Raw genomic sequence first — 25,879 nt, 5'->3', positions numbered from 1 at the left:
TTTATCAATTATGCAATTAATCCGGTGCCGGGGCGAAATCGGCCGCGGTCATCCAGCCCTGCTGAATCGTGTAGTCTTGCAGGTACTGGTAAGTGGCTTCAGAAAAAAGCAAGCGGGTAGTCTTGATGACTTTAGCGAACTCTGCCCGGGTTTGCGCGCTGGGCTTTGCCAACATCGCCCGCATTTTTTTAACCGTAACCAGGTTGTACTGTAAAGTCACATTCTCCGGCAACAATGCACTCATTTGCGCTGCCTGTTCAATGACCCGGTCAGCTGTTACCCACTCTCGCTCCAAGATTGCGTGTTCGCCAACACGATTAAGTCGCGACGCCATCTGCTGAATCTGGATTTTGGGTACAGCCTGCCATTTAGCCATAATTACCGCAACCGACTTCGCTAACCATGCGGCACTTAGCCTGCTTGGCACATGTTCCACAATGGCCTGAAATATGAATCCCTCAATGCGCGTAAATTCAGATAGCTGCATAAAATACTGGTTGAGCACCTGTAATTCGCTCTTGGTAAACTCCGCACTCAGACCATCGTGGATTGTTAGCAACCGTGCGGCAACCAATTCAGCAATATCGAGGAATCCGTTCACGGTCTCTGGTTGCCGCATCGCCTGTAATTCTTTAAGCAACCTACGCGTCGTCGCCTCGTCCCAATGTGTATCCGCCAGTCCGACCCATGCATCCGGATGTTCCACGCTGATTACGTGGTTCAGGGTCAAATCATCGAATGTAATGCCCAGAGCCTGCGTGAGCGGTCCAAGTCGACTACTAGTCGTCTCCACCAACCCGTTCTCGATTCGCGATAAAGTAGACACTGAAAGATCAAAATCAACCTCGTTCAAAGCAATGCCGCGAGCCGTGCGCACACGTTTGATGAAGTAACCCATGCTTGTGTCAGTCATTAACTTCACTCTCCGCCCGGTCAATTTCATTATTAATAAATTGCAGATAATTTTTGGTTTTACTCATGCCCAGCACATCAAGACTGCGGAATAGTTCCGCAACTGTCCCATCATCCTCAGTGCCATTAAGTACAGCGTCGGCCCGTGCCAACAAGTAATGCTTCATCATCGCATCATTGCCCCATAGTTCATGTGGACGCAACCGCCGTAGAAGCACGACCGGTTGGGTTAACTCTACTTTGGCCCCTCGCAACAGCAATGTCTTGACCACTTCACTCGTGACCACGGCGCGTTGATCAGTATATGCGTCTGTATACTGATCCGCTTCATTCAACATTTGGGTGAACAAGTTAAGTACAGTACGTTGCTGCAAAAAAGGGACGGCAAGCGTGAACAACGCATAATCGTATTGTAGCCAATGCGCATTGGCCTGTAGCAACTGTGTGACCTTCCGCTCAACCTCAGAGTCAAGAAACACCAATTCTTTGGTGATTAGCTGGGCGCGCACGGCCTTAAACATTAATTGATTAACATCTGCCAGTTTTCCGGTCGCAACGTGTGCACGTGTGTAAGTACGCCACAAATCGTTCAACCGGGCCAACGTCATTTCCCGCCGTTCGCGGAGAAAATCCTCGGTAAACCGAACAAATGGTGATTGATACTGAACAAACGACAACTTTAAATCGTCAATTCCAACACCGAGTCGCTGCATCACCAAGAATAAGTCTTCATTGCTGAGATTGGTCTTGCCATTTTCAAACCGGGACAGTTTGGCCACCGACCCCGGCGTGACAGCATCAATTCGAATTTTGCGTTCTGTCCGCACCCGTTTAATGTACGCACCCAGTTGATTATTGTCCAATATCTTCACCTCCAACCGAATTTATCTAAATCATGTTACTAATTTTAGCATATTCAGCTTAGAACTGAATAAAATGAAACCCCTTAGTCGTGGCTGTGAACGAATAAAACACAATTGTAACTTTAGTAACGGCACATTAATTACGTAGATAGCAAAATCACGCCTTCCTATATTTCTCTAATTAAGCATTGTTTTTGACAATAATCACCGACTATTAGATGACAATGTAATTTTATCTTATTTTTTTTATCATAATATTTGCATTGTCACTTCGCAGCTGATACATTATTTTCGTACCAAAAATACTTAGCCAACACAAAATGCCACCCCGCCGGCAAGCTTAAGGTGACATCAACGTTTAGCTATGACTAGGAGGTGCAAACATGATTACCAGCGAAGAACTCGAACTTCTCGGTGTTATCATCGACAACAACTAGTCAACTTATATAAGGTCAGTGCAATCACGCACTGGCTTTTTTTATTCTACCACTTCCGTCGCGCCGCCAATTACCTTCTGCACGCCATTGAGGTGTTCGTACAACGCCCCTTCACGCAGGCCGTTCTGGGAGAACACGAGGCGGTCGGAATCCAGGTAGCGCATCATGGTGACGACGGGGATTAACCCGCCAACGATAATATCCGCACGGTACTTGGACAAACCGGGAATCGCCTTGCGCTGCTCGAGGTCCGCATCCAGGATTTCCGCGAAAATCTTGTTCATTTCCTTGGTGTGCATCCGGTAACCGTGGATATCTTCGAAGTTCTTGAAGTGTTCCTTGCGCCGTTCAATCTTCGCGAGCGTCCGGTTGGAGCCACCCAGTGCAATGAGCGGCAGGTTCTGGGCCTTGCGCAGCCACCAGATACCGTTGAACGTGCTATTCACGTGCGCCATCAGGTTGAACAACTCGCTGGCCTTGACCGGATCACTGTGCAAGTGGCGTTCCGTCAGGTTCACGGAGCCAAACGGAATCGAAATTAGGTTCTGCATCTTCCGGTTCTGCACCAGAATCAGCTCGGTCGATGCGCCACCGGTATCAATAATCAGGGCATTCTGCACGGGCAACGTGTTGATGACGCCCATGTAATCCAGCTCAGCCTCCTTGGTACCGGGAATGACCTCGATGGTGAGCCCGACTTCTTCCTGCACCCGCTTGAGGAACAGCTTCTGGTTGCGGGCCTGCCGGGTTGCGGCCGTGGCGTAGGCCTTAATGGTCACGTCTTCGTAGCCATTAAGCGCGTCCTTGAACTTCTTGAGCGCGGCGAGTGTTCGCACGATTGCGGGTTCACGCAGAATGCGTTCATCCCCCATGTCCTCGGACAGGCGCACCATTTCCTTCATCTTCAAAACCGGCGTGGGTTCGCCGCCGTCAATCCGCCACACCGACATGCGGGCAGAGTTACTACCGAGGTCAAATACTGCAAAATGTGCCATGTTTTCTCCTAATTAGTGTACCGGGTTATGCTTCCGGGTCGTCCACGTCATCCGCATCTGGGTCTTCTGGTGCCGTCAGCGGAATGAACCGCCGGGGCCCGGCCGTCTGCTGGTCGTCGTCTGGTTCCTCGACGCCAAGCAGGTCGGTGGCCATATCGGCGGCGTGCTCAACGAAGTAGTCCTGCACGTTGAACACGGTCCGGCCGCGCCGCTCGCTGCGTTTCCACGTATCATCCGGCTGCAACTCCCGCGTCTTGGCGTTGTCGTCCCACATGAGGTTGAAGATGCTGCGGACCTGCTGGCGAATGTCTTCCTGCAGAATCGGGAACAGGATTTCCACCCGCCGCGACAGGTTACGCGTCATCAGGTCGGCCGAGGACAGGAATACCTGGTGCTCACCGTCCGCGTAGAACGCGTATATCCGGGAGTGTTCCAGGTAGCGGCCGACAATCGAGTGCACCTCGATGTTGGTCGACACGTGCGGAATGCCCACCTTAAGGTCACAGATACCACGCACGATGAGCTCGACCTTAACGCCGGCCGCCCCCGCTGCGTAGAGCTTGCGAATCATGTGCGGGTCGGACAGTGAGTTCATCTTCATGTGAATCTCCGCCGGCCGCCCCGCCTTGGCCGCCTTGATTTCGTCATCAATCCGGTCCGACAGGAAGTCACGAATGCCGTCTGGAGAAATCACCAACTTGTGGAAGTACGGTGGTTCCGAGAAGCCGGACAGCATGTTGAAGATGTTGCTGGCGTCCGCACCGATTTCGGGATTGCAGGTGAACAGGCCCATGTCAGTGTAGAACCGCGCCGTCACGTCGTTGTAGTTCCCGGTCGCCATGTGCATGTACCGGCGCATGCCGTCTTCTTCGCGGCGCACGACCAGCGCAATCTTACAGTGGGTCTTGAGGCCAACCAGCCCGTAGATAACGTGACAGCCGGCGCGCTCAAGTTCCTTGGCCCAGTGCACGTTATTTTCTTCATCGAACCGTGCCTTCAGTTCCACCAGCACCGTGACCTGCTTGCCGTTATCGGCAGCTTGCTTCAGATACTTGATGATTGGTGACTTGCTGGAAACCCGGTAGAGCGTCATCTTAACCGCGAGCACTTTGGGGTCTGTGGCTGCCTGACGAATGAATTCAACGACGGGCGTGAAGCTGTCGTAAGGCAGGTGCAAGAACAAGTCGTGCTGTTTGATGAGGTGAAAAATCGACTCATCCTTAAACTGGGGCGCCAGGAATGGCTGGGCTTCCGGATAGAACTGGTCGGGCCGCGGCGCCACACTCTTCACCAATTTGCTCAAATACTGCAGGTCGATGGGCCCGTTAATCGGGTACACATCACGCGTATCGATGTCCATGTGCTTGACGAGGTAGCGTTCCAGCGACTTGCTCATGTCGCTTTCAACTTCCAGCCGCATAACGCGTCCGCGTTCACGCTTCTTGAGCTGCTGCTGGATTTCCTTCATGAGGTCGGACGTGTCTTCTTCATCCACATCCAGCCCCATGTCCCGGGTGACCCGGAACATCGCGGATTCGCGAATACGCGCACCGACGAACAACTCGCCGACGTACTGGCGCACCACGTCTTCTAGCAGGACAAAATCATCGCCGGTACCGGGCAGGCGAATCACCCGGGGCATGCTGTCGGGAATCTGGACGGTCGCAAAGTTGCGCTTGTCGTCCTTATCTGAGGGCCGCTCGAGGCGCAGCGCCAGGTTCATGGTGTGGTCCCCGATGAACGGGAACGGCCGGGAGACGTCAACGGCCAGCGGCGTCAGGATGGGGTAGAGTTCTTGGTGGAAATAATCATCCACGAAGTCCAGCTGCTCGCCCGTCAGTTCACTTGGTTGGTGCACGTTAATCCCGATTTTGGCCAAAGCCGGCATCAGGGACCGGGACAAGGTGCTGTACTGCTTGTCCACCATCTTGTGCACGGCCTCGGCAATAGCGTTCAGCTGCTCGTTGGGTGACATCCCCGCCGCATCCGCCTTGCCGTAGCCAACCGAAACCAACTTGCGCAATGACGCCACGCGGACGTTAAAGAATTCATCCAGGTTGCTCTGGGTGATAGCTAGGAACCGGACCCGTTCCAGTAACGGGTTGGCCTTATCGCGCGCCTCATCAAGGACCCGGTCATTGAAACTAATCCAGCTCAATTCCCGGTTAGTGTAGAATTTTGGATCAGCAAACGGATTTTTACTCATGATTGTGGATTCCTCCATTTCAAACGTACTGGCATCCCGAACACGGCCTCAAAGAAGTACCCCTTCTGTGCCAGGGTCCACTTCTCTAGCTCCAGCTTCTCCCGCGTGTGCGCCGTGATGGTGACCTGGCCGTTACGTGTCGACACGCTGATAGTATCAATCTTCTGCTGCCGACTGGTATCCAGCGAATCCGCCACTCGCAGCAGTGCGGATAGCTTGGCCACAATTAGGCGGTCGCCGCCCTTGAACATCTGCAGCGCGGACATATCCAGTTGTGGTGTCGCGCTGGTGTGGTAATGCGCGATGGTTGCGACAATGCGCTGCTCACGGCTACTAAGGCCCATGATGTCGGAGTTGCGGATGATGAAATCGGAACTCTCGGCGTGATCATGGGTGTCGATGTAACTACCGATGTCGGTAATCAGCGCCGCCGTTTCCAGGAGCAAACGCTCGCGTTTGCCCAGCCCGTGCAACTTGTGTAGGCGGTCGAACAGTTGCAGAGCGAACTTAACGGTGGTGTCCCGGTGCTTAGCGTCAACGTGATACCAGTTAGACAAAGTCAGCGCACTGGCGCGGGTGGTTTCAGTGGGGTCGAAGTGGACGGCGCGCGAATCGGCGTTGACCGCGGCGTTGACTTCCAGCCCGTCGATGAGCCGCAGATTGCTGCGCCAGGTGTCCTTCGCGTCGAGGCGCTGCACCAGCTGGTGAATCAACAGAATCGTTGGCAGCACCTGGCTGACCTGGCCCGGTGCGATGTTGTAGGTACTGCTGATGTACTGGTCACTAGCACGGGTCAGTTCGTGGTAGAGCTTGCGGAAGTGGTGGCGGTCAATTTTGTTCTTGTCGTCTTCCGGCCACATGTTGCCGAGCAGCCGCATGCCACTACCGGTCAGAATCATGTTCTGGTAGTCATGCTTCTGCGGCAACAGGCGCATGAACTCGAGCAGCCGACTGTCGATGTAATCGTGCATGACCTCGACGTAATTCGGCTCGCTGTTTTGCACGTCCTTCATCACTTCAAACACACGCAAAGGCCCCAGGTTCAGATTGCGGGCGAAGCTGAAGGTCCCGTTACTAAAGGCAATCAGCTCGACGGTCCCGCCACCGATATCAACCAGCACGGTCCCATCCTTAATCATTTGGTCAAAATGGGGGAAGTTCTGGCGGACCGCCGACGTGCGGTGGTACGCCTCTTCCGTGATTGCCAGGCGGTGCACCCACATCCCCGTGCGGTTAAACAGCTGGTCGCGCACGAACTCCGCGTTCTCACCCTCGAAGAACGACTGGCCGGCGTAAACCTCGTACGTGCCCACACCATAATCCCGGAACAGCTGCTTCACCGCTTGCAAGGCATTCTGCAACTCACCGGTTGTTTCTGGTGACAACACGTGATCCCCGAATATCTCTTCCCCCACCGGCACCGGATACGTCCCGCGCTCGATGGTGGTCAGATTATTCAGGTTCGTAATGGAGAACGTCACCCCTTGTGAAGTAATAACAACTAACCCGCGTTCTGGACTGCTCATTTGGCGAACCTCCCACAATTTTTCCGACAAATTTACTAACCTCATCATACCACGCAGAGCGGATTCAGGCCCTGGCACCAGTGAAAATCTGCGCAAGATTTGGCCAATTGCCGCGGCGGATTTGGCATTAAAAAACCACCCTTGTTTGTGCAAGGATGGTTTAGTCAATTGCGTCCGGTCAGCAGCCGCAATGAATCAATTAGTGGAGGCGCAAATCACCGTCGCCGGTCTCGGCAGTGAGGGCAAACGTTGGCGTCGCGCCCTTCTGTCCGCGACGGCGGTGCTTACCATGCTTAGTGAATTGCACATCGTCTTCGGCCTGGTCCACATGGCCGTCGCCGGCGTGGAGGTCGAAGGTGTAGCTGGACTGCCGGGGCAGAACCAAGTCCACATCCCCATCACCGGACTTAACGGTAATATCACCGGTCACGGCGGTGAACTGAATATCGAGGTCGCCATCGCCCGTCGTGAAACTGCCGGCCCCAGAGAGTGCCTGGAGGTCTGCATCCCCGTCACCGGTTGCCACCGCTAGCTCGCTACCCGTAACGTCGTTGAAGCTTAGGTCACCATCCGCGGTGCTGGCCGTAACTTGCTCGCCGTTCACGTTATGCAGCGTGACGTTACCATCCCCGGAGGTCGCCTTGAATGCCCCCGTTGTCCGCACGTTGGTCACGGTAACGGCGCCATCCGCCGTGTGCGCACTCAGCTGCTCCGCGTGCACGTTGGTGACTTCAATATTGCCATCCTGGGACGTGAGGGTCGCCGTTTCCACTTTACTTTCCCGTAAGTCCAAATAACCATCCGCCGTCGCGGCGGCAACGGCCTTGATGCCCAGGCCGACTAGTTCAATATTGCCGTCACTGTTCGTCGCTGACAGCACGGTTGGCTGTTCAAAATCGCGCACACTGAGGTTGCCATCATCATTCTTCAGCGTTAATTTACCTGCGAAAGTGCGCGGAATGGCAATGACAATGTGGGACCAAAAACCCAGGTGGATAGTCCCCAGCGTGAGGCTAATCCCCCCCAGCGGACGGACCCCGGAGGCAATGGTGAGGGTATCGCCGGCGCGCGTAATCCGCCCGTTGTAATCAGGCCGGTAGCGGTGGAAATATTCACTGACGGTAATCTGATCATCATCAGTGGCAATGATCTCCACGTCATCGCGCTTGTGGTCGGTGACAATCGTATTGATGTCGTCAATCGCCGCGTGCATCACGTTCTGTGCTACCCGTTCATCCACACGGTGATCGTCGCTCTTGTTAATTTTGTTCTCCGCTTCATCGGCCGTAATGTCGACGCCAACGACCTGTCCGTTCACGGAAATGCTCTGGGCGTCGCCATAAATCTGGATGCCGTCGTGGTCACCGCTTGCAGCCCGTTTCCGCGCCGCCTCTGCTCTGGCCTTGGCTGCTTCTGCCCGCGCTTTGGCCGCCGCAGCCCTTTCCTCTGCTTGCGCCTGCATCTTGGCTGCGCGCTGTTTAGCCTCTTCAGCGCGCTTGCTTGCATCCGCAGCGCGTTCCTCAGCCCGCGCCTGTTGCTCACTGGCCCGTTGTTTGGCTTCTTCCGCTCGCTGTGTCGCAATCTCGGCCCGCTCCTTGGCCTGCGCTTGCATCCGCGCCGCCTGCTTCGTTGCGCGCTCGGCTGAGGACACCGCTGCCGCCGCAATGTTCCGGGCGCGCCGGGCAATGTCATGCACGTCGGCGTCAGCGGTGTCTGCTTGATCAGCACCAGCGGCACTTTGTGGTTGCGCCGCGACCAATTCGTCCGCCAGCCCCTTGATGTCGCCGAATTCGGCAAAGGCCTGGTCAATGGCGTCCGCTTCATCTTCGCCTTGCGCCACCTTGTCAATGACTGCGGCCATCAGGTTACTCTCCACTTCAGCCGCTAACTCTGCCAACTCTGGCGTCTGCGCGTAGTCGGCCAAGATTGCTTGCAACCGCGCGTTAATTTGCTGTTCCAGCTCACTGTTTGTTTCCATTGATTAATGCCTCCAAACTCTTCTTTGCCAGTGCCCATGTTGCTCGTTCTTGCTCCAGTTGCGTTACGCCCGCTTCCGTGATGCGGTAGTACTTGCGCCGGCCGCCTTGGCTCTCATCGCCCCAGTACCCTTCGATACTGCCGGCCTTCTCCAGCCGCTTGAACACCGTGTACAACGTTGCTTCGTTGATGCTGTACGCGCCGCCGCTCATGTTGCTTACGTCCTTGGTCACCTGGTAGCCATAACTATCGCCCTGACTCAAGACGTTGAGCACGATTGCGCTCAGGTAGCCGCGTACCATATCCTTGCTTAATTCTGGTTCCAAAGTATCGCCTCGATTTCGCTTTCCGTGCCTTACCTTTCGATGCCATTATCATAGCACAAGTACTTGCTTGAAAATAGTACTTAATTCAAAAAAGTTGATAAATGTTTTGAGGTACACAAAAACCGGCCAGGAGCGGCCGGTTTGCGAGGTAAATTATTTGCGTTGCCAGGTTTCAAACGTGTGGGTTAACGCCGGGTCTGCGTTGACTACCGTGCGGGCCGTCGTGCGCGTGAAGTCCGCCCACGGCAAGGCCGCCATCTGCGTGTCACCGGCAAAAGTTCCGGCGAGGCGCGTCACGTACAGCGTGTCCACAACATCCGCGAATAGGCGGTAAATCTCCGCGCCGCCGATAATCATCAGGTGCTGCTCAGGATGAGCGGCACCAAAAGCGAGCACGGCCGCCTTGTCGTGCAGCACGTGCACTCCTGCTGGCGCCGTGAAGTTCGCCTGGCGGGTAAGCACAACGTTGACGCGCTTAGGCAAGGGCCGTTCGCCCATTCCCGTGAACGTCTTGCGGCCCATCACCACAATCTGGTCGCGAGTTTGGTCCTTGAAGAACTTGAGGTCATCAGGTAAGTGCCAGGGTAACGTGCCGTTTTTGCCAATCGTACCGCGGGCGTCTTGGGCCCAAATGTATGCAATCATGTTATCCTCCACGCTTCAGACGGCCACTGGGGCCTTAATCGCTGGTTCACTGGTGTAGCCGATAAGCTTAATGTCTTGCATCTCGAAATCCATCAGGTCGTGCTTCTCGGGGTTCAGCCACAGCTTAGGCGCTGCGTGCGGTGTCCGGCTGAGCTGCTCGTGAATTTGATCGAGGTGGTTGCTGTAGATGTGGGCATCACCCAGCGTGTGGATGAATTCGCCCACCTGCAACCCCGTCACCTGCGCCACCATCGCCAGCAGCAGTGCGTAACTGGCAATGTTAAACGGTACGCCGAGGAAAACGTCCCCGGAACGTTGGTACAGCTGCAGTGACAACTTGCCGTCGTTCACGTAGAACTGGAACATCGTGTGGCACGGTGGCAGCGCCATGGTCGGCACGTCTTCGGGGTTCCACGCCGAAACAATCAGGCGCCGTGAATTGGGGTTACGCTTGATTTCTTTAATCACGTCGCCAAGCTGGTCGATTGTCTCCCCCGTGCTCGTGCGCCAAGCCCGCCACTGACTACCATAAACGAGGCCGAGGTCGCCATACTTGGCCGCAAAGTCGTCATCAGCCAAAATCCGCTGGTCAAACAGCTGCTTTTGCTGCTGATAGGCCACAGCGAACTCGGTGTCGACCAAACTCCGGCGGCCAAAGTCAGTCATATCAGGTCCCGTGTATTCCGCCGACTCCACCCACTTCTTGAACGCCCATTCGTCCCAAATGTGATTCTTGTGCTGGAGCAGGAAGCGAATATTGGTGTCCCCGCGCAGGAACCAAAGTAACTCGCTCTTGATCAACCCGAACGGCACCTTCTTGGTCGTCAAGATTGGGAACCCTTCGCTTAAGTCAAAGCGCATCTGGTACCCGAAAATGCTGTAGGTCCCCGTCCCCGTGCGGTCGCCCTTGAAGTGGCCGGTGTCGAGAATGGTTTGCGCTAGGTTTAAGTATGTTTGTTCAAGCATAATTGCCTCCGTTAAGCAGATTTTGGGTGTCAGCCGCGCCGACAGTACTACAAGTAGTATACCAGCCTGCGTGCGGGCGTGAACATGAAAGCTAAGTTATTTGGCGAATGTCCGCCACTACCGCGATTGTAAACACTGATGACAATTAACTGGGTAAATTAGCTGATACTTTGTCCATGTTTATCACCGCGAATATAAGGGTAACGGTTGACGCAACGTTTGGGTCAAGGGAGAAAATCATTTTAGCGTGGATTTGTCTCCTATTACACTCTAAATCGAGTTATAATGAATCCAAGAGGTGATAATAATGGCAGAAGATACCACTCGCATTCAAATCTACGTTGACTCAAATAGGTTACGTGAGGCCGATTCAACAATCAACCGTCTGGGCTTGACCAAGTCTGCAGTCATCAACGCACTATTGGCTAGAATTGCCGCAACTGGCTCAATTCCGTTCAGTCTGACCCTAACAACCGAGGAAATGGCAATGGAAAAAGCAACGCGACTGGGACTCACTAACACCGGTGGCAAAATCCTCGCGACGAATGCAGAAATTAATGCAGCATTACCCGAACCAGACAATGATGATCTCTACACTGATGACGACTTTCATAAATAAGTAGGTGCGCTAGTGATTAACGATGAGCTCAGCAGAATGGTTGTGCAATTTCGGGTTCCCGATGAAGTTACGGGCGCAACCGCCAAGTACAGACCAGTTCTACTACTCTGGGATTCAACACGCGTGGTGTTGTTCCCGATTACCACTAAGTATAAAAATAAAAGTCCACAAATTAAGCGCCAATACGTAAAAATCGACCACTGGCAGAAATGTGGACTTAAACGTGAATCATGGGTTGATACCGGCAATCCCGTTCAGATTACATTTTCCCAGCTTAACGAACTACACTCCGCCAGAATTGGTGCGTTAGTTCCTTCCGATTTGCACAAAATCATCATGCACCTCTATCACGCGAATATATAACCAAAATGGCAGCCAGGATTATGAACGAAGTCCTGGCTGCCATTAATTTACTCGATTTTCTCCGCGTCCGCCGCACCAGCCCGTGCAAGCTCCTGCTGGCGTTCCTTCTCCTTCAACTTCTTCATCGTGTGGAAGTAGGAGGTAATCAATACGGCAACGGAGCCGATCCACGCCAGCGGGTTAGCCATCGAGGCCCCCGTGAAGCCGAGCAGCGGCACGAGCCCCAGGCCGGCAATCACCCGCATGACCAACTCGAACATCCCCGCCAGCATTGGCACCCCGGTCTGGCCGAGGCCCTGCAAGGTGTAACGGGTCGTGAATAGAATCGCGAGGAACCAGTACATGCTGGAATTGAAGTGGAAATACGTCTGCGCCATGCTGATGACGTGCGTCTGGCTGGATGAAACAAACAGCCCGATGAGCGGCTTGCTGAAGATGATGATCAGCGCGCCCAAGATGGCCGACACGGCGCAGTTGAGCGCCATGGTCTGGTGCACGCCCTGCCGAATGCGGGCGTATTCCCGCGCACCCAAGTTCTGCGCAACGTACGTGGCCATGGTGACCCCGAAGCTGGCCGCGGGCATCGTCGCCAGTTGGTCAATCCGTCCCGCCGCAGTGTACGCCGCCACAGCATCGGTGCCCAGAGTGTTCAGCATCACCTGCAAAATCACGGCCCCAATGGCGATAATGGACATTTGAAAACCCATAGGCAGGCTGATGGTCAGTTGCTTCTTGATTTCCGGCCAGTCGAACGTCATGTCTTCCTTACGCAGGTGCAGGTACGGGATTTTCTTCCCGATGTACCACACACAACAGAGCGAAGAGAAGACCTGGGCGGTGACGGTGGCCCAGCCGGCGCCGGCAACCCCCATCTTGAAGACCAGGATGAACAGGAAGTCGAGCGCAATGTTCACGATGCAGGCGATGATGAGGAAAATCAGCGGCGTGCGCGAATCGCCCAGCGCCCGAATCTGGTTACTGAGCATGTTGAACGCCATCGAGGCACTGAACCCGAGGAAAATCACGCGGACGAACGCCGCGGAATCCTGCAAGATGGCCGCGGGCGTCTGCATAATCTTCAGCATCGGCATCGTCAGCCCCGCAGTCAGTGCCGTCAGGATCACGCTAATCATGATGGCAATCCAGATGCTGGCGACAAAACTGCGACGAACCCCGCGTTCATCACGCGCCCCGAATGCCTGCGCGGTCGGAATCGCGAGCCCAGAACTTGCCCCTTGTGCGAACCCGATAATCAGGAACGTGAGGCTCCCGGTCGCCCCAACCGCGGCCAGCGCGTTCAACCCGATGAAGCGGCCCACGAACAGCGCGTCCATGAAGCTGTATAGCTGCTGGAACATGTTCCCGATGAGCAGTGGCACGGTGAACCAGATGACCAGCTTCATTGGATTCCCAGATGTTAATGACTTCATATCAGTCCCCCATTTCTCGTGCAAATATGTATTAAATAACTACCTCACGTCACAATAGCGAAATTCAGCATTGGCCGCAACATACAAATTCGGCTTTCCGTCCGCAATTACCAACTTTTCGCAAAATTGGCCCCACCACGGCCGCAAATGAGAACGAAAGCGGTATGATGATGGTAACTAATTCGCATTCGTTCACGGACTGCGGATAACTTATTGCCATTATCGCGCCCGCACGCGCAAACCATCGTGCGGCAATACGGAGGTTTAGCATGACCCAAACAACAAGACGGTCTGCGCGGCGCAAACCAGCGCGCACGTCATATTCATCAAGCAAGAAGAAGCACCCTTACCGTGTCCAACGGTGGTTTGCGACGTTCTTCCTCGCCCTGGTCGCAACCATCGGGCTTGGCATCTACGGAGCGAATAAGACCGTTCTTAATTCAGATTTTACGACTAAAACGCTGACGACAGGTGACAATTTGAACACAATTACCACCCAGGTGCAAAAAAACGTCGGCGTCCAAACGGGCAAGGCGGCAAACGTCTCGACCCTCGTCTCCCGCGCCATTAGCACCGCCACCGCGAAGGCCGTCGTCACTACCGCCGTGGCTGACGTGTACACGAACACGACCAACCAGATCGACTTTACCGACATGGATAGCGCGGTCAAAAATGCCCTTAGTCCTACGTCCACGGGCCTGAGTAGCACCATCACCACGCTGCTAGCCTCTGAAATCCTGTCGCGTCTGCATGATTACTTCAACAACGAGCTGGCTAACCGCACCGCCACCGCGCGCGCCGAGTACCAAGAAGTGGCGAAGGGAATCCACTCCCTGATCATTCCGCTGATTGTCATCGCCGTCGTGCTGGCCGTCTGGCTGTTCCTGGTTGCCGGCTTCTCCGGCTTCCTGCACAACCTCGGCTGGGTCGGCCTGGTTGCCGGGCTCCTGGGCCTCGGCGTCATGCAGCTGGGCCAGAAGCTGCCAATGGTCGACACCCTGACCGCCAAGTTTGGCGACTTCCAACTGGTGGCCGCTGACTACATCGCCCAGACGGTGAACCACATGAGCGGCTACTACATCATCGCCGCTGTCGCCGGGCTCATCGTCCTGCTGGTAACCATTCCGTTCGTGCGGCGGGCAAACCGGTAACACAACAAACCACCTCAACTATGCCGTTGGGGTGGTTTTGTTTTGCCCAAATTATTGCAGTCTAAAGTACTGATTGCTGATGCCGCCGTTCAGCGTCGGCGACAACGAGTTCATGTAGTTCAAGACGCTGGTCGCCTCGCTGCCGGTGTACGGCGTCGGCTGGTAATCATTGTACGCACTCGTGGAGGAAATGCGCGTCGGGATGACCTTGAACTGACTGCCGGCCACCTTGCCATCCTGCACGTTCAGTGACGCCTGCAAGATGAACGAGCGCATGTCGCTGGGGTGACTGTTGCCCCCGAAGCAGAAGTTGCTCATGGAATAAGCAATCAGCTTGCCCTTGTACTGCTCCATGGACTCGATGACGTGCGGGTGCGAGCCGATGACCATGTCCGCCCCGGCGTCAATCGCCGCGTGTGCCAGCGTCGTCTGGGTCGCATTCGGCCGCGGCGCCTTCTCGATGCCCCAGTGGAAGTACGGAATCACAATCTGACAACCAGCGGCGCGCAACTCCTTGATGTCCGTCTTGATTTTGGTCAAATCCGCAGTCGTAGCCGTCCAGCCTTGGTAGCCGAGCATGCCAATCTTCACGCCCTTGACCGTGGTCGTGTACTTGTAGCCTTCACCGAAGTAGCCGACGCCGGCGCCCTTCAACGTGGCAATCGTGTCATCGAAGCCCTGCTGACCATAATCGTAAATGTGGTTATTCGCCACCGTCACCGCCTCAATGCCGGACGCCGTCAAGGTTTTGACAATCGCCGGATTGCCCTTGAAGTGGAACACGGTGCCCGTCCCCTTGAACTTCTGCGTGCTCGTATTCGTGAGCGTGGTCTCCAGGTTGGCAATCGTCAGGTCGTCGTTTTGAAAATACCGCGCGACGTTCTGAAAGAAATACGTCGGGCTGTTGCCGTGCTGGGCCCAGACCGTGGGCAGTGATGTCGCCGCGTTGAATTTCGGGTCGGTTCCCATCGTGTTGTCACCCATAAAGGTCAATAGCAGGTGCGCGTTGGTCTGGTCCGTTTTGGCGGTACTGCTACTCTTAGTGGCCGTGCTACTGGTCCGCGCCCGCTTCTTGCTCGATGCAACTGTCTTACTGCTGCGCGTACTGCTAGTTTTGTCCGCACCCTTGCTGCTGGTGCCGGAACAACCCGCCAGCACCATGACGCTAAGCAGGGTCATGAGCCCCAGCCCCGTCCGTTTTAATTTGCCCATTTTGTAACCCCCATCGCTATAAATCTTTTAATATACTATGTGAATTTTACTACATAGCGCTCACGAAAACGGTTTCTGAGCAATTTGTGATGTAGATGAAATGTTCCCGGGTAATACAAAAGGAGCGGACCCCAGTCGGAATCCGCCCCTATCTATACTAATCATTTAATTAAACGCTGGCGCCACCGCCACCGGAGGACCCGCCGCCGAAACCGCCGCCCCCGAAGCCGCCGCCATCGCCGAAGCCACCACCGCCAAAACCGCCGAAATGGTCATCATCGTCGCGGAAGCTGCCGCGGCCGCCAAAGCCAGAACCGAGCATGTTGCCCAGCAGGAACCAGAGCCAACCATTCCCGCCACCACCGCCGTGGCCGCCCCGGCCATTACCGCCAGAGCCACCAAGCACAACAACGAGAATTACCAGCAGGATGATGATGGAGACAATACCCTTGATCAATTTGGCCAGCGTACTGCTGCCCGTGCGCGTCTGCGTGCGGCCACGGTACTCGTTGTACTTGGCGGACGTCAGGGTATTGCTGTCGGACTTGTACTTGTAGTGCTTATCCACCATCGTCGCCACGGCGTTGAACACGTTGCGCAGGCCGGTGTTCACCTCGGCGTCATCGTTGCTCTTGAGGTCGTCCAGGTTGTCCTGAAGAATCCGGCCAGAAATCGCATCGGTCATGTAGCTTTCGGCGCCATAACCGACTTCGATACGCACATTGTTGTCACCGTCGTTGCGGGCGAAGAGGATGAGAATCCCGTTGTCCTTGCCCTTTTGACCCACGCCCCACTTGCTGAAGAGGTCGGGGGCATAGCTGTCGATACTGTCGCCGCCCGTGGACTTGATGGCGGCCAGCACGACCTGGGGCTTTTGCTTCGTGGACTGGTAGAACTGGTTCTTATCTTCGACCAGCTGCCGGGTGGTGTCATCCAGCAAGCTAATGCCGTCGTAGTAGTCAGCATCCGGTTTGGCGGGCATGGTCGCCGCGTGTGCGTTGACCGGCGCAATTCCAATCAGTAACAGAACCGCCGCTACGAGTGCGAATGCCCATGCATGTAGTTTGCGCATGCGCTCACCTACTCTCACTTGTCAGTGTCGAGATCCACAGTTGGGGCCTTCGCCGCGTTGGCATCAGCCTTGAAGTAATCCTTCTGGCCCATCCCCATCATGTTCGCGAAGATGTTCTTCGGGAAGGAAACCACGTCCTTGTTGTAATCTTCGACGGATTCGTTGTACCGCTTGCGTTCAACCGCAATCCGGTTTTCGGAGCCTTCCAGCTGGGTCATCAGGGTCTGCACCTGCTTGTTGCTGTTCAGGTCCGGGTAGTCTTCCTTGATGACGTTAATCAGGGTGCCCACGCTGGAATCCAGCTTGGCGTTCGCGTTAGCCTTAGACTTGGTGGAACCGGCATTGCCGTAAGCCTTGCGCGCATCCGCGATGGCAGTGAAGACTTTTTGTTCCTGCTTCATGCTACCCTTAACCGCGTTGACCAGGTTGGGGATGAGGTCGTAACGCCGCTGCATCACGTTTTCAACCTGACTCCACTTCGCCTCAACGGTTTGGTTCTCCTTGGCCAGTGAGTTATACGTGCCGATACCGCTGATTGCCAGGATGACCACGACGACCGCCGCGATGATACCCGCAATGAGCCCAGAATTATTTTTGCGCATAATTTTCTCTCCTTAATCCGTCATGTTGCCGGATATTATCTATAATTCAATTGTACCGTGTTGGCGATTAAAAGACTCAGTCCCAAGTCGCATATTGCGCAAAATTCGCATGCAGACGGTGCGAATGTGGCATACAATAATGGTTAACTATTGCACATGGGGGCAAAATTATGACGGACGCAGTAAGCAACCAAAGTCTCGGCACCTGGTTCCATGATTACCGGGAAAATCTCGGGTTATCGCTGCGCGCAGCCGCCGGCGACTCGATGTCTGCAGCGCGCCTGTCGCGCTTCGAACGCGGGCAAAGCGAAATCAGCACGGAGGCGGCAGTCACCTTGATGTTCAATCTGGGCATGAACCGGACGGAGATTCGCAACCTGAACGCACAAAATCCGTATTCGTTCCCGCTGAACCTCATCGAACTGCTACTGACGGACGACCGGGCGGCCATTCAGACAGCGGCCAACCGCTTCCTGAGCGCCCACATTAGCGATCCGGATACCTATCTGAAGGCAGTGGAACAGTTAATTTTCCAATGCGCCACTACCGAAGTAACGAGCGACTTCCAGCTCAGCATGCGGGATGAAATCCAGTTGCACAAATTCCTCGCGTACCCGCAAAGTTGGGGCACCATCGAAGCCACGGCCATCTTCACCGTCCTGCCCTTTGCCAGCACGGAATTCCGCAACTTCTGTCGGGTGGGGATTGCGGCCGCCGGCGGTTCTTTGCCGCTGCAGACCACCGTTGGCCTGGCTATCGCGCTGGCCGCGGCCAAGTTCGGTGACCGCCCAGCGCTCAGTCAGAGTCTGCAAGACCTTGACGACATCGTCCAGCCGCGCTGGAACTCGATTGCGGTGCGCCAAATTCGGCCGGCGCTGAACATGTTGCAACTGGTGGCGAACAGTACTAGCACACCAGCCGCGACGCCCACATTTACCCTGCTACTTGCAAACCTCGAAACCGTTGGTGCTGGCGCCATGCTCCCCTGGTTGCAGCGTTACTGGCAGTTGAGCTGGCACCCGCACGCGTCCGTGCACTCGGGTGCCAAGTTCATGGTTGCCCACCAGCAGGAAGCGCCCGCCGCCGAGATTGGCCCGCACCTGCGGATGATTCGCCACCAGCGGGGCCTGAACCTTACCGACGTGTGCCTGCACTGGTCCACCGCCGCCCAGTCGCGGTTTGAAAACGGGGCGAGTCAGCTCAGTTTCAACCGTACCCAGCAGCTCAACGACTTCCTGTTAACGGAATGGTCGCAGCTGGGTCGCCGTGAATTCTCCATTAACGCCGCCGCCTTTAACGCCATCACCGCGCTCAAGGCCCGCGACCACAACCTGTCGCAGGCGACCGCGGCCCCCGTCATCGCGCACCTGGAAGCCCAGATGGCCCAGGTGCCCGCCACCGTCCGGACGTTGCGCGTGCTGCCGGTGCGCATCTACAGCTATGCGTTTAATTACGACCACGTACCTGAAGCCCTCATCGCGCAGGCAGGCACCATTTTACTTGACGCTAAACGCTGGAACCAAGCGTATTACACCCTATTCACCTGTGCGAGCGGCAATATGGACTACCAGTTGGCGTACAAAATCTGGCGGGGCCTGATTGGGGCGGATGCCGGCTACCATAGCGCCGTCGAGTACCGGGACCTTCTGGACTTCTACATTGCGCTGACGGTCATCGAATCCGGCGATACAGAAATTGCGGCAGCCATGCTAGCGGACATGCAACGTGCTGCCGCGCCGAAGATTATCAGCGTGCAAACCATGTTCACCAAACTGGCAAAGCTGCTCTGCCAGGCAACCATCACCCCTGGCCGCGCGGTGGAAGATCAAATTGAGACTTTCCTGCGCACGATGATCGAGCTGGGCTATTTGACCGAGGTGCAGGAACAGATCCCGAACTTCGCCAATTTCTTAAACCGGCCCGACTTCATGGCCGACGTAACAGCTGAATAAGTTATCTCAATGCGGCGCTGCCATCCCCGGCGCCGCATTTTTGCGCAAAAAAATAGCCGACCGTTAAGTCAGCTACCTTGCCAGCGCGTGCCGAATGGCCTGTGCGGTGGCGAATATCACACTATCAATCTTTTACATTGGGGTGTTAGCAAGCGTCCAAGTCAGGTCGGACGTGTAGTCAGCGGCAACGTTCCCGGATGGAATGTCCAGGCTCACTTCGGTGTTCGCGAAGCTGGTGTCGTAAGCACCAACGCCAGTACCGGCAGCAGCGTTAACCAACGTCTGGCTATCAGAACCGGCCTGAACGGTGGTTGGCTGAACGGTAGGTACGGTAGAAACGTTACCAGCTGCAGTTGCCTTAACGGAACCATTGGTGAACTTGATTGCGGCACCAGCAAGACTGACGGACTTGTCAGAAGTGGTAAAGTTGCTTGCTGCTACATCAACGTGCCAGCCAGTTGCGAAACCTGGGTTGTCGATGGACAGAGGTGCGTCAATGTTCTTCGCCTGAATGTCCTGACCACTGGTGTTAACCTGTTCAGACCCAAAGTCGATGTTTGGCATGGACGTGATTTCGATTTTGCTGTCTTCTGGCAGCGTGAACGTAACCGTTGCATGCGTTGTTGTATCAGCCTTTGCGGACTGTGTGTTCCCAGTGATGCCAAGAACGATGGCTGCAGCTGCGACGGCAACTACCCCAAGAAAAGATTGTTTGATCATATGCGTTTCCCCCGAACCGAGTATGACAAGTGTGCTATTTAATTTCCTAAACTTCCCCTAAATAACTGTCTTATTTATAACACAGAAAAAGCGCCCATACTAGTACCCATGCGGGGTCACTAGCAGAACGCAAACTTAAAATTCGTTATTTAATTAGCAGCCACTGGTCCGTGACATACTGGTGGATAAAATTTTATCCTGAATAACGCACGGGGGATTGTGTTATTCATTACATTTATATTTCATTACTGATATGCTCTCTATATAACTCTTAAATGATATGAATTTGGTCATTTAAGTAAATAAACCCGCACGCATCGCGGAGTTCGCATGCGCACGGGTCGTCTTACTCTGCCCGAACCGGGACTTACTAAGCAAGTGAGCAATGTTCAGTTTTTGTTTACAAGGAATAAGATACGCCCTATTTATTAATAATGCAATAGGTATGGACAAAAAAATCGCGGGAAGATTAACTTCGCCGCGATCATTACATTAGTTCCCTGATGGGGTTTGTTCCAAAGTCCAAGTAATCGTCCCTGTGTAGGTACCTTCCACGTTACCAGCCGGCACGTTAAGCACTGGCTTAAAGGCTGTCTGCCAAACACCAACACCGCCGCCCTGCACTGCGGAGAACACAGTTGCTGCAGTTCCAGGCGTCAATGTTGGACTAGATGCTTTAGGAAACATATCAATAGCTGACGCGTTGTCCTTTGTTGTTGTTACACCGTTGAGCACAGCGCCATTAGGTAAGTAAGCAACACCAGAATCACCTGCATAATCAGTATTGTTGATCATGTCAATACTTGCACCCATAAGCTGTAGACCACTTGCTGTTTCTAACTTGCTCATCTCGGCAGTGACATTCCATCCAGTGTCGTTACCAGGGTTGGTCACTTGAATTGGACTTTTATCACCAGTAATTGCATCATAATGCTGCAGTGACTGCTTAGCGTCGTGCGTGTCGAAGTCATACATCGCAGGAACTGCATCCAATGTGATTGGGCCGCCAGAAGTTAACTCAACATTAGCCTTGGTTGTTGTACTGGAGGCTGCGTCAACACTAAGAGTACCATTGATTACCAGAGCAACGATAACTGCCACAACTGATGTCACAATTTTCTTAAGCATATTCCCAGCCTCCTTTCTGACTAAATAAAAATGACCCGTTACACAACGGGTGAAGTTCCCTTGTGAACGGGTCGTCCCAAACTCTTTAACAGTTCAGGTGAGCAATTTCGATTTAAATATCTTCCAGTATTATATCGAATTTAGTGCATGGTTTCAATGGAAATCATGCATATAGCGTGCGAAATGTGACAAAATATTTGAAAGCAATCACGGCGCGTCCGTTAAAGTCCAGGTCAGTTCCCCAGAATATGAACCAGCCTTAGCATTACCGAAAATATCCAAGAAGATGCCTGGTTTCGCCCCAGCTTCAGCATCGGTTGTTGCCCACTTTGAGGTCACGTTGACGCTCCCATTTAAATCGTTGTTTGCAGGTACTCCGGTATCAATATCAACCGATGACCGGTCTACCGTGCCGTCGGTTGAGCTTGATAAGTCTGTGTACTGATCGCCAGAACCAGTATAATACATCAGGTTAGCCGCCAGTGTTTTGCCAGTTGCATCATTCGTAATAGCTGTGGTTTGGCTAACACTCAGCTTCCATTCGAGCAAAGCAGTGTTCGTAATCGAAACATTGGCAGATGTCGGTGCAATTGACTTCTCTCTGCCATTCAACTGGGTCTTAAACTCAATGTCAGCAGCGTTAAGCTTAAGCTGGCCTGGCTGAACGTAGACCGTCTGCGCATCCGTTGCCGCACTACCGTCATTCATGACAGCTTGAATCTTGATTGTATTAACCTTATCTGGTTCCAAGTACCCCAGCGTAATTGGCACAACACTGTGTGTAAATGAGCTGGCCGCATTTAGACTTGACTGAATGTTGCCATCCCAGGTCTGTTCCTTACCAGGTTTAATAAACTTAAAGCTGAAAGCAGAATCGTTCAAACTTTTCGCGGGCAACTGAACCTTCAGCGTCCGATCACCATTTACCGTAATCAGATACGTAATTAAACCACTTGGATTATTCGTACTTGAGCCTTCTACCGTAACATTACCATTAATAATGAATCCGTTGCTGTCTTCATTATAGTTTGTGTAGCTTCCGTCATCACTAGTCACTGCCTTGACGGAAATATTCCCATTACTATCAAACGTAAGATTTTTACCTAACTGATAGCCGTTACTTGCCGTAGTTCCCTTCGGATTGCTGATAAATAAGTTCATCTTGGTGTTATCAACCTTGAACGGCTCAGGAATCACTGTATAGCTACCAGTCGTCATCGTTTCCGCATGCTTGGGTGAGTCCGAACTCAACGTCGCTGTTGTCGTGCCCACCGATTTCGCACCCGAGTTGACAGTACCCTCAACAATTATGTGGACTGTCTGGTTATTAGCGTTCAAAGCATGCTGCAACTTATGGCCAGAAACAACATCCGAAGCATCACTACTTTCGCTTGAACCATCACTGTACTTAATTGTGTACGTTTTTGGCGTAAAACCACTTGGTGTGCTGATTTTAGCTAACACATCTGACCATGAAGCAACCGAACTAGACTTATCATAGGTAGCACTGTAGTCGTAGGTGAGTGAATCACCTGCAAGAACAGTAGAACCGTTTACGAGTGTCTTGCCGCCATCTTTGCTTTCCCAGTCATTGTCAACGACACTAACTTTGGATGAGGTCTTCAGGGCAGGAAGAATAGTGAATTTAGGGGTCTGAGATAAATTAGACGGGAAACTAAAACTGGATGTGGAAGAATTCAACTTTGATAACGGGTCTGCATCCATGTATGACTCAGCGCCACCATTAAAGAAGCGATACGTTTGGGCTGCAACAGCGGTTGGTTCCGTTACATCATCAGCCTTACCATTCATCGAGATTTCAATTGTATCGCCAGGCTGCAGCGAACCAAATACATCGTCCTTGTTATCCGTAATATCAGTTAAGCTCACATTATCCTTAACCGGTGTAGAACTGCCCGTCGGATTACCACTACCATCTAAGCCAGAATACTTAGTGACTGTAGCATTTTCCCAAGTAACATGGTCAATCTGGCTCGCTTCAAATTCCATATTGTCAATCGTGGTGCTCAAAGTATCCTTCGACAAAAAGCTAAAACGATATGTCAAAGACAGATTGTCGCCACTGTATACGTTACTTGTAGTGGTATTCGTCGAAACAAAAGTTGCTCCCGTACCAAATTGACTAGAACTTGATCTAGAATCACGAACCTGCATGTTTTGATCTGTGTCAACAAGTGCAACTTCCGCACTAGTAGTGGCATAACTACTAAAGGAGTTCATTACAACATAACTACCGGAACTAGTGGTATGAATGCCATACATATAGCTGCCACCGGCAGAGCGATCAACCAGTATTTTGGTATTATTGTTCCCGGCAGTACCACCATTTGCATCTGGAACACCATTCATATCACGATCATTGTACCGATAAAAAATCGCTCCGTGTTCAGAACTTGTTGGTGTGTAGAAAATCGTCACGTGTGTCCATTTTCCGACAGTTCCATTTAAATCAAGCGGTTTGGTTTCTGATGCTTTAGCAGGATTTTCAATCAAATCCTTTTTGTTACCATCAGTGATTGAGAACGTTGCCGTACCCATTACCCACAGACTCATTGACCATTTAGTATCAAGAGTTACTGCACCAGCTGAAGAATAACTATCACCGTTAACTAACGCTGCATGAGTTTCCTCATCTGTTAACGCACCATTTTCCCAAATTTGGATAGGCGCATTCATCATATAACCAGGGATTGAATCCTTCTGAGGCTGTGAGGCGTCACTGCGCCCGGTTCCCGCCGTAATACCAAACACTACCCCAATGCTAACTACGAGGAAGACAAGCAGATACACTATTTTGTTTTTTCGCATAATTGTGTTACCTCCCAGTTATCAGGGCCTACTTCTTAGCGTTATCCTCGTCGTCATCCTTCTTCCGCCGCTTAAGCAACAGAATAATGATGAGCAGCAGAATCAGGAAAATCAGAATTGCCAGGGCAATCAGAATGTACATCAGCCAATTGGTCTTCGGCTTCTTCTGATCCACGGCCGTCTTGTTCAACTTGTTGGCTTCGGCACCAGTAATGACGAAGCTCTTGGAGAAGTGCCAGTGGTACTTGCCGTTTTCTGCCCACGCGTCACCGACCAGCTTGTAGTTGCCGGCCTCCAGTGGGTATTCGTTGGCATTGATTGGGAAGGCAAAGACAGAGTTTGGCGCCATCTTCATGTCGGACTTGTCGGTCTTGACGAACACATCGTTGCTGCCGTCCTTGTAGACCTTCGCCTTCACGCGCACGGTGGTCATCATGGTCGGCTGCGTGTTTTCCAGGTAGGCCGAAATGTAGTTCCGGTTGTTGATCTGGGTCGCGCCCACCTTGTTCAAGCGCATGTCAGGTTTGATGTTGCTGACATTCTTGGTTTCCCGCAGCTGCAGACCGAGCACGTAGGCGAACTTGTTCGTCAGTGTCAGGCCCTTGCTCTTCTTCGCGGTTGAGGTCGTGTCCAGTTCTTCCACACGAATCCCCCCGAGAACAACCCCGGTGAAACTCTTGGTTGGCACGCTCAGCTTCATGGTCACCGTCTTAGCACTCTTAGCGGGCACCTTCACCTTGGTTGGTGCAGGCATCATGTCTTCGATGTTTGCCTGCAGGGATGCGGGCTTGGTCTTGTTATGCTTGTTGTAGTCAATGACCCCGTTCGTGTTGGTTTCGGAACGGTTCGTGGCCACGCTGTAGTTGTGGGCCTTGCTATCGCTGTTAGTGATCACGATGCTCAGGTTCTGCGTAGAACCCGGCTTCACCAACAGATCGAAGTATGACGCTGAGGTGTCGAGCTGGTTGTTCGGCAGGTTAGCAGAGATAGTGTAGTGCAGCGATTCGGCGTGGGCCGTCAGACCTGGGATAAACAGGAGTGCAGCAACGAATGCGAGCAGACTTGAGACTAGTTTCTTCATTAGAGTGTTCTCCCCAAATGTTTTTAAACAAAGAGGGCGTTAACCCGCGCATCTGAACTCGGGTTCAGATTTGCTGACAGCTAACGCCCCCATGCGCTTTATTCACCTTTAGTGTACCAGTGGAGCTGAAGAAAGCCAATTGTTATGAATGAAATTTGTTATTATTTGTTCGTGCCGTCTGCAGGTGTTTCAGTTGCAGGATCTGCTGTAAGCGTCCAGGTGATGGTAGAAGAGTAATCACCAGTTACGTTACCAGCAGGAACGCTGATGTGCGCTTTTGCGGTAGAGTTAGAAGTACCAACACCAACATAACCGTCTGAGTTCTTACGTGCACCAAAAGTTGCGTTTAAGACCGTGCTACCATCTTTAGAAATATCTGCGCTCGTTGCACCTTCTGCTTCAGTCTTAGCGTCGCGGGTGGTGGTAAGAGAAAGAACTGCACCGGACAGCTTGCCGCTAGCACCAGTGAATTCAGTTGCCTTAGCAGTAACGCCCCAACCCTCAGCAAGCCCTGGGTTCAAAACAGAAAGGGTAGTGTCTCCGTCTGCATCAGCGGTAGTGTCAGTGTCTGCCTTAAGCTCAACAGAGCCAAAATCAAATCCTGGTGCGCTAACAAGTTGCAAGTCGCCAGATTTGTCACCAGATGTTTTGTCTGCAGTGAGAGTAATCTTCGCTGTCGTGTCCTTAGTTGCAGCGGAAACCTTGTTCCCAGCAACAGCGGAAAGTGAAAGTGCTGCAAGAGCAGCGGTAGCAAACATCAAAACGGTCTTCTTCATGGTAAGTTCCTCCAGGGAAAGTAGTTTAGGATAAGAAAGGGTCTACACTTTCTGGTGTTGGAGATTTTTCTCCAACTCAGAGGTGTAGGCC

The 25,879-nt window shown here is 53.2% G+C and carries 22 protein-coding genes; 4 read left to right on the top strand and 18 right to left on the bottom strand.

The features are described from left to right. Window positions 1–16: 16 nt before the first annotated feature. From FC18_RS03525 to FC18_RS03485, 9 genes are all read right to left on the bottom strand, one after another. A complete protein-coding gene (locus tag FC18_RS03525; protein ID WP_054677777.1) occupies window positions 17–913 on the bottom strand; it encodes a helix-turn-helix domain-containing protein in 897 nt (298 codons plus the stop codon). Then, window positions 906–1,775, bottom strand: a complete 870-nt coding sequence (locus FC18_RS03520; protein ID WP_054677775.1) for a helix-turn-helix domain-containing protein — start codon at window positions 1,773–1,775, stop codon at window positions 906–908. The genes FC18_RS03525 and FC18_RS03520 overlap by 8 nt, the downstream gene beginning before the upstream one ends. A 478-nt stretch (window positions 1,776–2,253) precedes the next feature. After that, window positions 2,254–3,207, bottom strand: a complete 954-nt coding sequence (locus FC18_RS03515; protein ID WP_054677773.1) for a Ppx/GppA family phosphatase — start codon at window positions 3,205–3,207, stop codon at window positions 2,254–2,256. A gap of 25 nt (window positions 3,208–3,232) precedes the next feature. After that, window positions 3,233–5,413, bottom strand: coding sequence for an RNA degradosome polyphosphate kinase (locus FC18_RS03510; RefSeq protein ID WP_056975469.1), 2,181 nt, complete (start codon window positions 5,411–5,413; stop codon window positions 3,233–3,235). Further along, complete coding sequence (locus tag FC18_RS03505) at window positions 5,410–6,939, bottom strand: Ppx/GppA phosphatase family protein (RefSeq protein ID WP_054677771.1); 1,530 nt, start codon at window positions 6,937–6,939, stop codon at window positions 5,410–5,412. The genes FC18_RS03510 and FC18_RS03505 overlap by 4 nt, the downstream gene beginning before the upstream one ends. Before the next feature lie 199 nt (window positions 6,940–7,138). Next, entirely contained in the window at window positions 7,139–8,917 is a 1,779-nt protein-coding gene (locus FC18_RS03500; protein WP_054677769.1) for a DUF4097 family beta strand repeat-containing protein, read from the bottom strand. Beyond that, window positions 8,901–9,218, bottom strand: coding sequence for a PadR family transcriptional regulator (locus tag FC18_RS03495; protein WP_082403953.1), 318 nt, complete (start codon window positions 9,216–9,218; stop codon window positions 8,901–8,903). The genes FC18_RS03500 and FC18_RS03495 overlap by 17 nt, the downstream gene beginning before the upstream one ends. Before the next feature lie 177 nt (window positions 9,219–9,395). Beyond that, window positions 9,396–9,887 carry a dihydrofolate reductase gene (locus FC18_RS03490; RefSeq protein ID WP_054677765.1) on the bottom strand — a complete coding sequence of 164 codons (492 nt, stop codon included), beginning with the start codon at window positions 9,885–9,887 and terminating at the stop codon, window positions 9,396–9,398. Window positions 9,888–9,902: 15 nt separating this feature from the next. Further along, a complete protein-coding gene (locus FC18_RS03485) occupies window positions 9,903–10,853 on the bottom strand; it encodes a thymidylate synthase (protein WP_054677763.1) in 951 nt (316 codons plus the stop codon). A gap of 307 nt (window positions 10,854–11,160) precedes the next feature. Between FC18_RS03485 and FC18_RS03480 the strand changes: the two genes are divergently transcribed. Beyond that, entirely contained in the window at window positions 11,161–11,472 is a 312-nt protein-coding gene (locus FC18_RS03480; RefSeq protein ID WP_054677760.1) for a type II toxin-antitoxin system RelB/DinJ family antitoxin, read from the top strand. A gap of 12 nt (window positions 11,473–11,484) precedes the next feature. Further along, a complete protein-coding gene (locus FC18_RS03475; protein ID WP_156300838.1) occupies window positions 11,485–11,835 on the top strand; it encodes a toxin-antitoxin system, toxin component, MazF family protein in 351 nt (116 codons plus the stop codon). A gap of 47 nt (window positions 11,836–11,882) precedes the next feature. On the opposite strand, the gene FC18_RS03470 is transcribed toward FC18_RS03475, so the two are convergent. Next, window positions 11,883–13,265 (bottom strand): MATE family efflux transporter, encoded by a 1,383-nt coding sequence (locus tag FC18_RS03470; protein WP_054677756.1) that lies wholly within the window; start codon window positions 13,263–13,265, stop codon window positions 11,883–11,885. A 269-nt stretch (window positions 13,266–13,534) separates the two neighbouring features. Here FC18_RS03470 and FC18_RS03465 point away from each other — a divergent pair, with 269 nt between their 5' ends. Further along, window positions 13,535–14,416, top strand: a complete 882-nt coding sequence (locus FC18_RS03465) for a hypothetical protein (protein ID WP_056975468.1) — start codon at window positions 13,535–13,537, stop codon at window positions 14,414–14,416. Window positions 14,417–14,467: 51 nt separating this feature from the next. Here FC18_RS03465 and FC18_RS03460 read toward each other — a convergent pair whose 3' ends face one another. The 3 genes from FC18_RS03460 to FC18_RS03450 form a co-directional block, all read right to left on the bottom strand. Then, complete coding sequence (locus tag FC18_RS03460; protein WP_054677751.1) at window positions 14,468–15,628, bottom strand: CapA family protein; 1,161 nt, start codon at window positions 15,626–15,628, stop codon at window positions 14,468–14,470. Between the two features lie 169 nt (window positions 15,629–15,797). Continuing rightward, window positions 15,798–16,700 (bottom strand): TPM domain-containing protein, encoded by a 903-nt coding sequence (locus FC18_RS03455; RefSeq protein WP_054677749.1) that lies wholly within the window; start codon window positions 16,698–16,700, stop codon window positions 15,798–15,800. Between the two features lie 14 nt (window positions 16,701–16,714). Beyond that, window positions 16,715–17,302 (bottom strand): LemA family protein, encoded by a 588-nt coding sequence (locus tag FC18_RS03450; RefSeq protein ID WP_054677748.1) that lies wholly within the window; start codon window positions 17,300–17,302, stop codon window positions 16,715–16,717. A gap of 170 nt (window positions 17,303–17,472) precedes the next feature. Between FC18_RS03450 and FC18_RS03445 the strand changes: the two genes are divergently transcribed. Beyond that, entirely contained in the window at window positions 17,473–19,254 is a 1,782-nt protein-coding gene (locus FC18_RS03445; RefSeq protein WP_056975467.1) for a helix-turn-helix domain-containing protein, read from the top strand. A 132-nt stretch (window positions 19,255–19,386) separates the two neighbouring features. Here the strand turns inward: FC18_RS03445 and FC18_RS03440 are convergent, their stop codons facing one another. The 5 genes from FC18_RS03440 to FC18_RS03420 form a co-directional block, all read right to left on the bottom strand. Further along, window positions 19,387–19,974, bottom strand: coding sequence for a WxL domain-containing protein (locus tag FC18_RS03440; RefSeq protein WP_054677744.1), 588 nt, complete (start codon window positions 19,972–19,974; stop codon window positions 19,387–19,389). Between the two features lie 492 nt (window positions 19,975–20,466). Next, window positions 20,467–21,102 carry a WxL domain-containing protein gene (locus FC18_RS03435; protein WP_054677742.1) on the bottom strand — a complete coding sequence of 212 codons (636 nt, stop codon included), beginning with the start codon at window positions 21,100–21,102 and terminating at the stop codon, window positions 20,467–20,469. Between the two features lie 207 nt (window positions 21,103–21,309). Further along, the gene (locus FC18_RS03430; protein ID WP_156300837.1) at window positions 21,310–23,931 is read right to left on the bottom strand and encodes a hypothetical protein; all 2,622 of its coding nucleotides are present in this window, start codon (window positions 23,929–23,931) and stop codon (window positions 21,310–21,312) included. Between the two features lie 28 nt (window positions 23,932–23,959). Then, a complete protein-coding gene (locus FC18_RS03425) occupies window positions 23,960–25,012 on the bottom strand; it encodes a WxLIP family cell surface protein (protein WP_054677738.1) in 1,053 nt (350 codons plus the stop codon). Between the two features lie 161 nt (window positions 25,013–25,173). After that, window positions 25,174–25,788 carry a WxL domain-containing protein gene (locus FC18_RS03420; RefSeq protein ID WP_054677736.1) on the bottom strand — a complete coding sequence of 205 codons (615 nt, stop codon included), beginning with the start codon at window positions 25,786–25,788 and terminating at the stop codon, window positions 25,174–25,176. Window positions 25,789–25,879 lie beyond the last annotated feature (91 nt).

Origin of the sequence: Lacticaseibacillus sharpeae JCM 1186 = DSM 20505 (assembly GCF_001436225.1) — a bacterium.
Lineage (GTDB): Bacteria > Bacillota > Bacilli > Lactobacillales > Lactobacillaceae > Lacticaseibacillus > Lacticaseibacillus sharpeae.
The sequence above is the reverse complement of the archived record's forward strand: the minus strand, read 5'-3'. Positions and strand labels throughout refer to the sequence as shown.

Excerpts from the sequence above, each read along its gene's own strand:
- FC18_RS03525 (WP_054677777.1), bottom strand. The coding sequence starts at position 913 with ATGACTGACACAAGCATGGGTTACTTCATCAAACGTGTGCGCACGGCT.
- FC18_RS03515 (WP_054677773.1), bottom strand. The coding sequence starts at position 3,207 with ATGGCACATTTTGCAGTATTTGACCTCGGTAGTAACTCTGCCCGCATG.
- FC18_RS03510 (WP_056975469.1), bottom strand. The coding sequence starts at position 5,413 with ATGAGTAAAAATCCGTTTGCTGATCCAAAATTCTACACTAACCGGGAA.
- FC18_RS03505 (WP_054677771.1), bottom strand. The coding sequence starts at position 6,939 with ATGAGCAGTCCAGAACGCGGGTTAGTTGTTATTACTTCACAAGGGGTG.
- FC18_RS03500 (WP_054677769.1), bottom strand. The coding sequence starts at position 8,917 with ATGGAAACAAACAGTGAGCTGGAACAGCAAATTAACGCGCGGTTGCAA.
- FC18_RS03495 (WP_082403953.1), bottom strand. The coding sequence starts at position 9,218 with ATGGTACGCGGCTACCTGAGCGCAATCGTGCTCAACGTCTTGAGTCAG.
- FC18_RS03490 (WP_054677765.1), bottom strand. The coding sequence starts at position 9,887 with ATGATTGCATACATTTGGGCCCAAGACGCCCGCGGTACGATTGGCAAA.
- FC18_RS03485 (WP_054677763.1), bottom strand. The coding sequence starts at position 10,853 with ATGCTTGAACAAACATACTTAAACCTAGCGCAAACCATTCTCGACACC.
- FC18_RS03480 (WP_054677760.1), top strand. The coding sequence starts at position 11,161 with ATGGCAGAAGATACCACTCGCATTCAAATCTACGTTGACTCAAATAGG.
- FC18_RS03470 (WP_054677756.1), bottom strand. The coding sequence starts at position 13,265 with ATGAAGTCATTAACATCTGGGAATCCAATGAAGCTGGTCATCTGGTTC.
- FC18_RS03465 (WP_056975468.1), top strand. The coding sequence starts at position 13,535 with ATGACCCAAACAACAAGACGGTCTGCGCGGCGCAAACCAGCGCGCACG.
- FC18_RS03460 (WP_054677751.1), bottom strand. The coding sequence starts at position 15,628 with ATGGGCAAATTAAAACGGACGGGGCTGGGGCTCATGACCCTGCTTAGC.
- FC18_RS03455 (WP_054677749.1), bottom strand. The coding sequence starts at position 16,700 with ATGCGCAAACTACATGCATGGGCATTCGCACTCGTAGCGGCGGTTCTG.
- FC18_RS03450 (WP_054677748.1), bottom strand. The coding sequence starts at position 17,302 with ATGCGCAAAAATAATTCTGGGCTCATTGCGGGTATCATCGCGGCGGTC.
- FC18_RS03445 (WP_056975467.1), top strand. The coding sequence starts at position 17,473 with ATGACGGACGCAGTAAGCAACCAAAGTCTCGGCACCTGGTTCCATGAT.
- FC18_RS03440 (WP_054677744.1), bottom strand. The coding sequence starts at position 19,974 with ATGATCAAACAATCTTTTCTTGGGGTAGTTGCCGTCGCAGCTGCAGCC.
- FC18_RS03435 (WP_054677742.1), bottom strand. The coding sequence starts at position 21,102 with ATGCTTAAGAAAATTGTGACATCAGTTGTGGCAGTTATCGTTGCTCTG.
- FC18_RS03430 (WP_156300837.1), bottom strand. The coding sequence starts at position 23,931 with ATGCGAAAAAACAAAATAGTGTATCTGCTTGTCTTCCTCGTAGTTAGC.
- FC18_RS03425 (WP_054677738.1), bottom strand. The coding sequence starts at position 25,012 with ATGAAGAAACTAGTCTCAAGTCTGCTCGCATTCGTTGCTGCACTCCTG.
- FC18_RS03420 (WP_054677736.1), bottom strand. The coding sequence starts at position 25,788 with ATGAAGAAGACCGTTTTGATGTTTGCTACCGCTGCTCTTGCAGCACTT.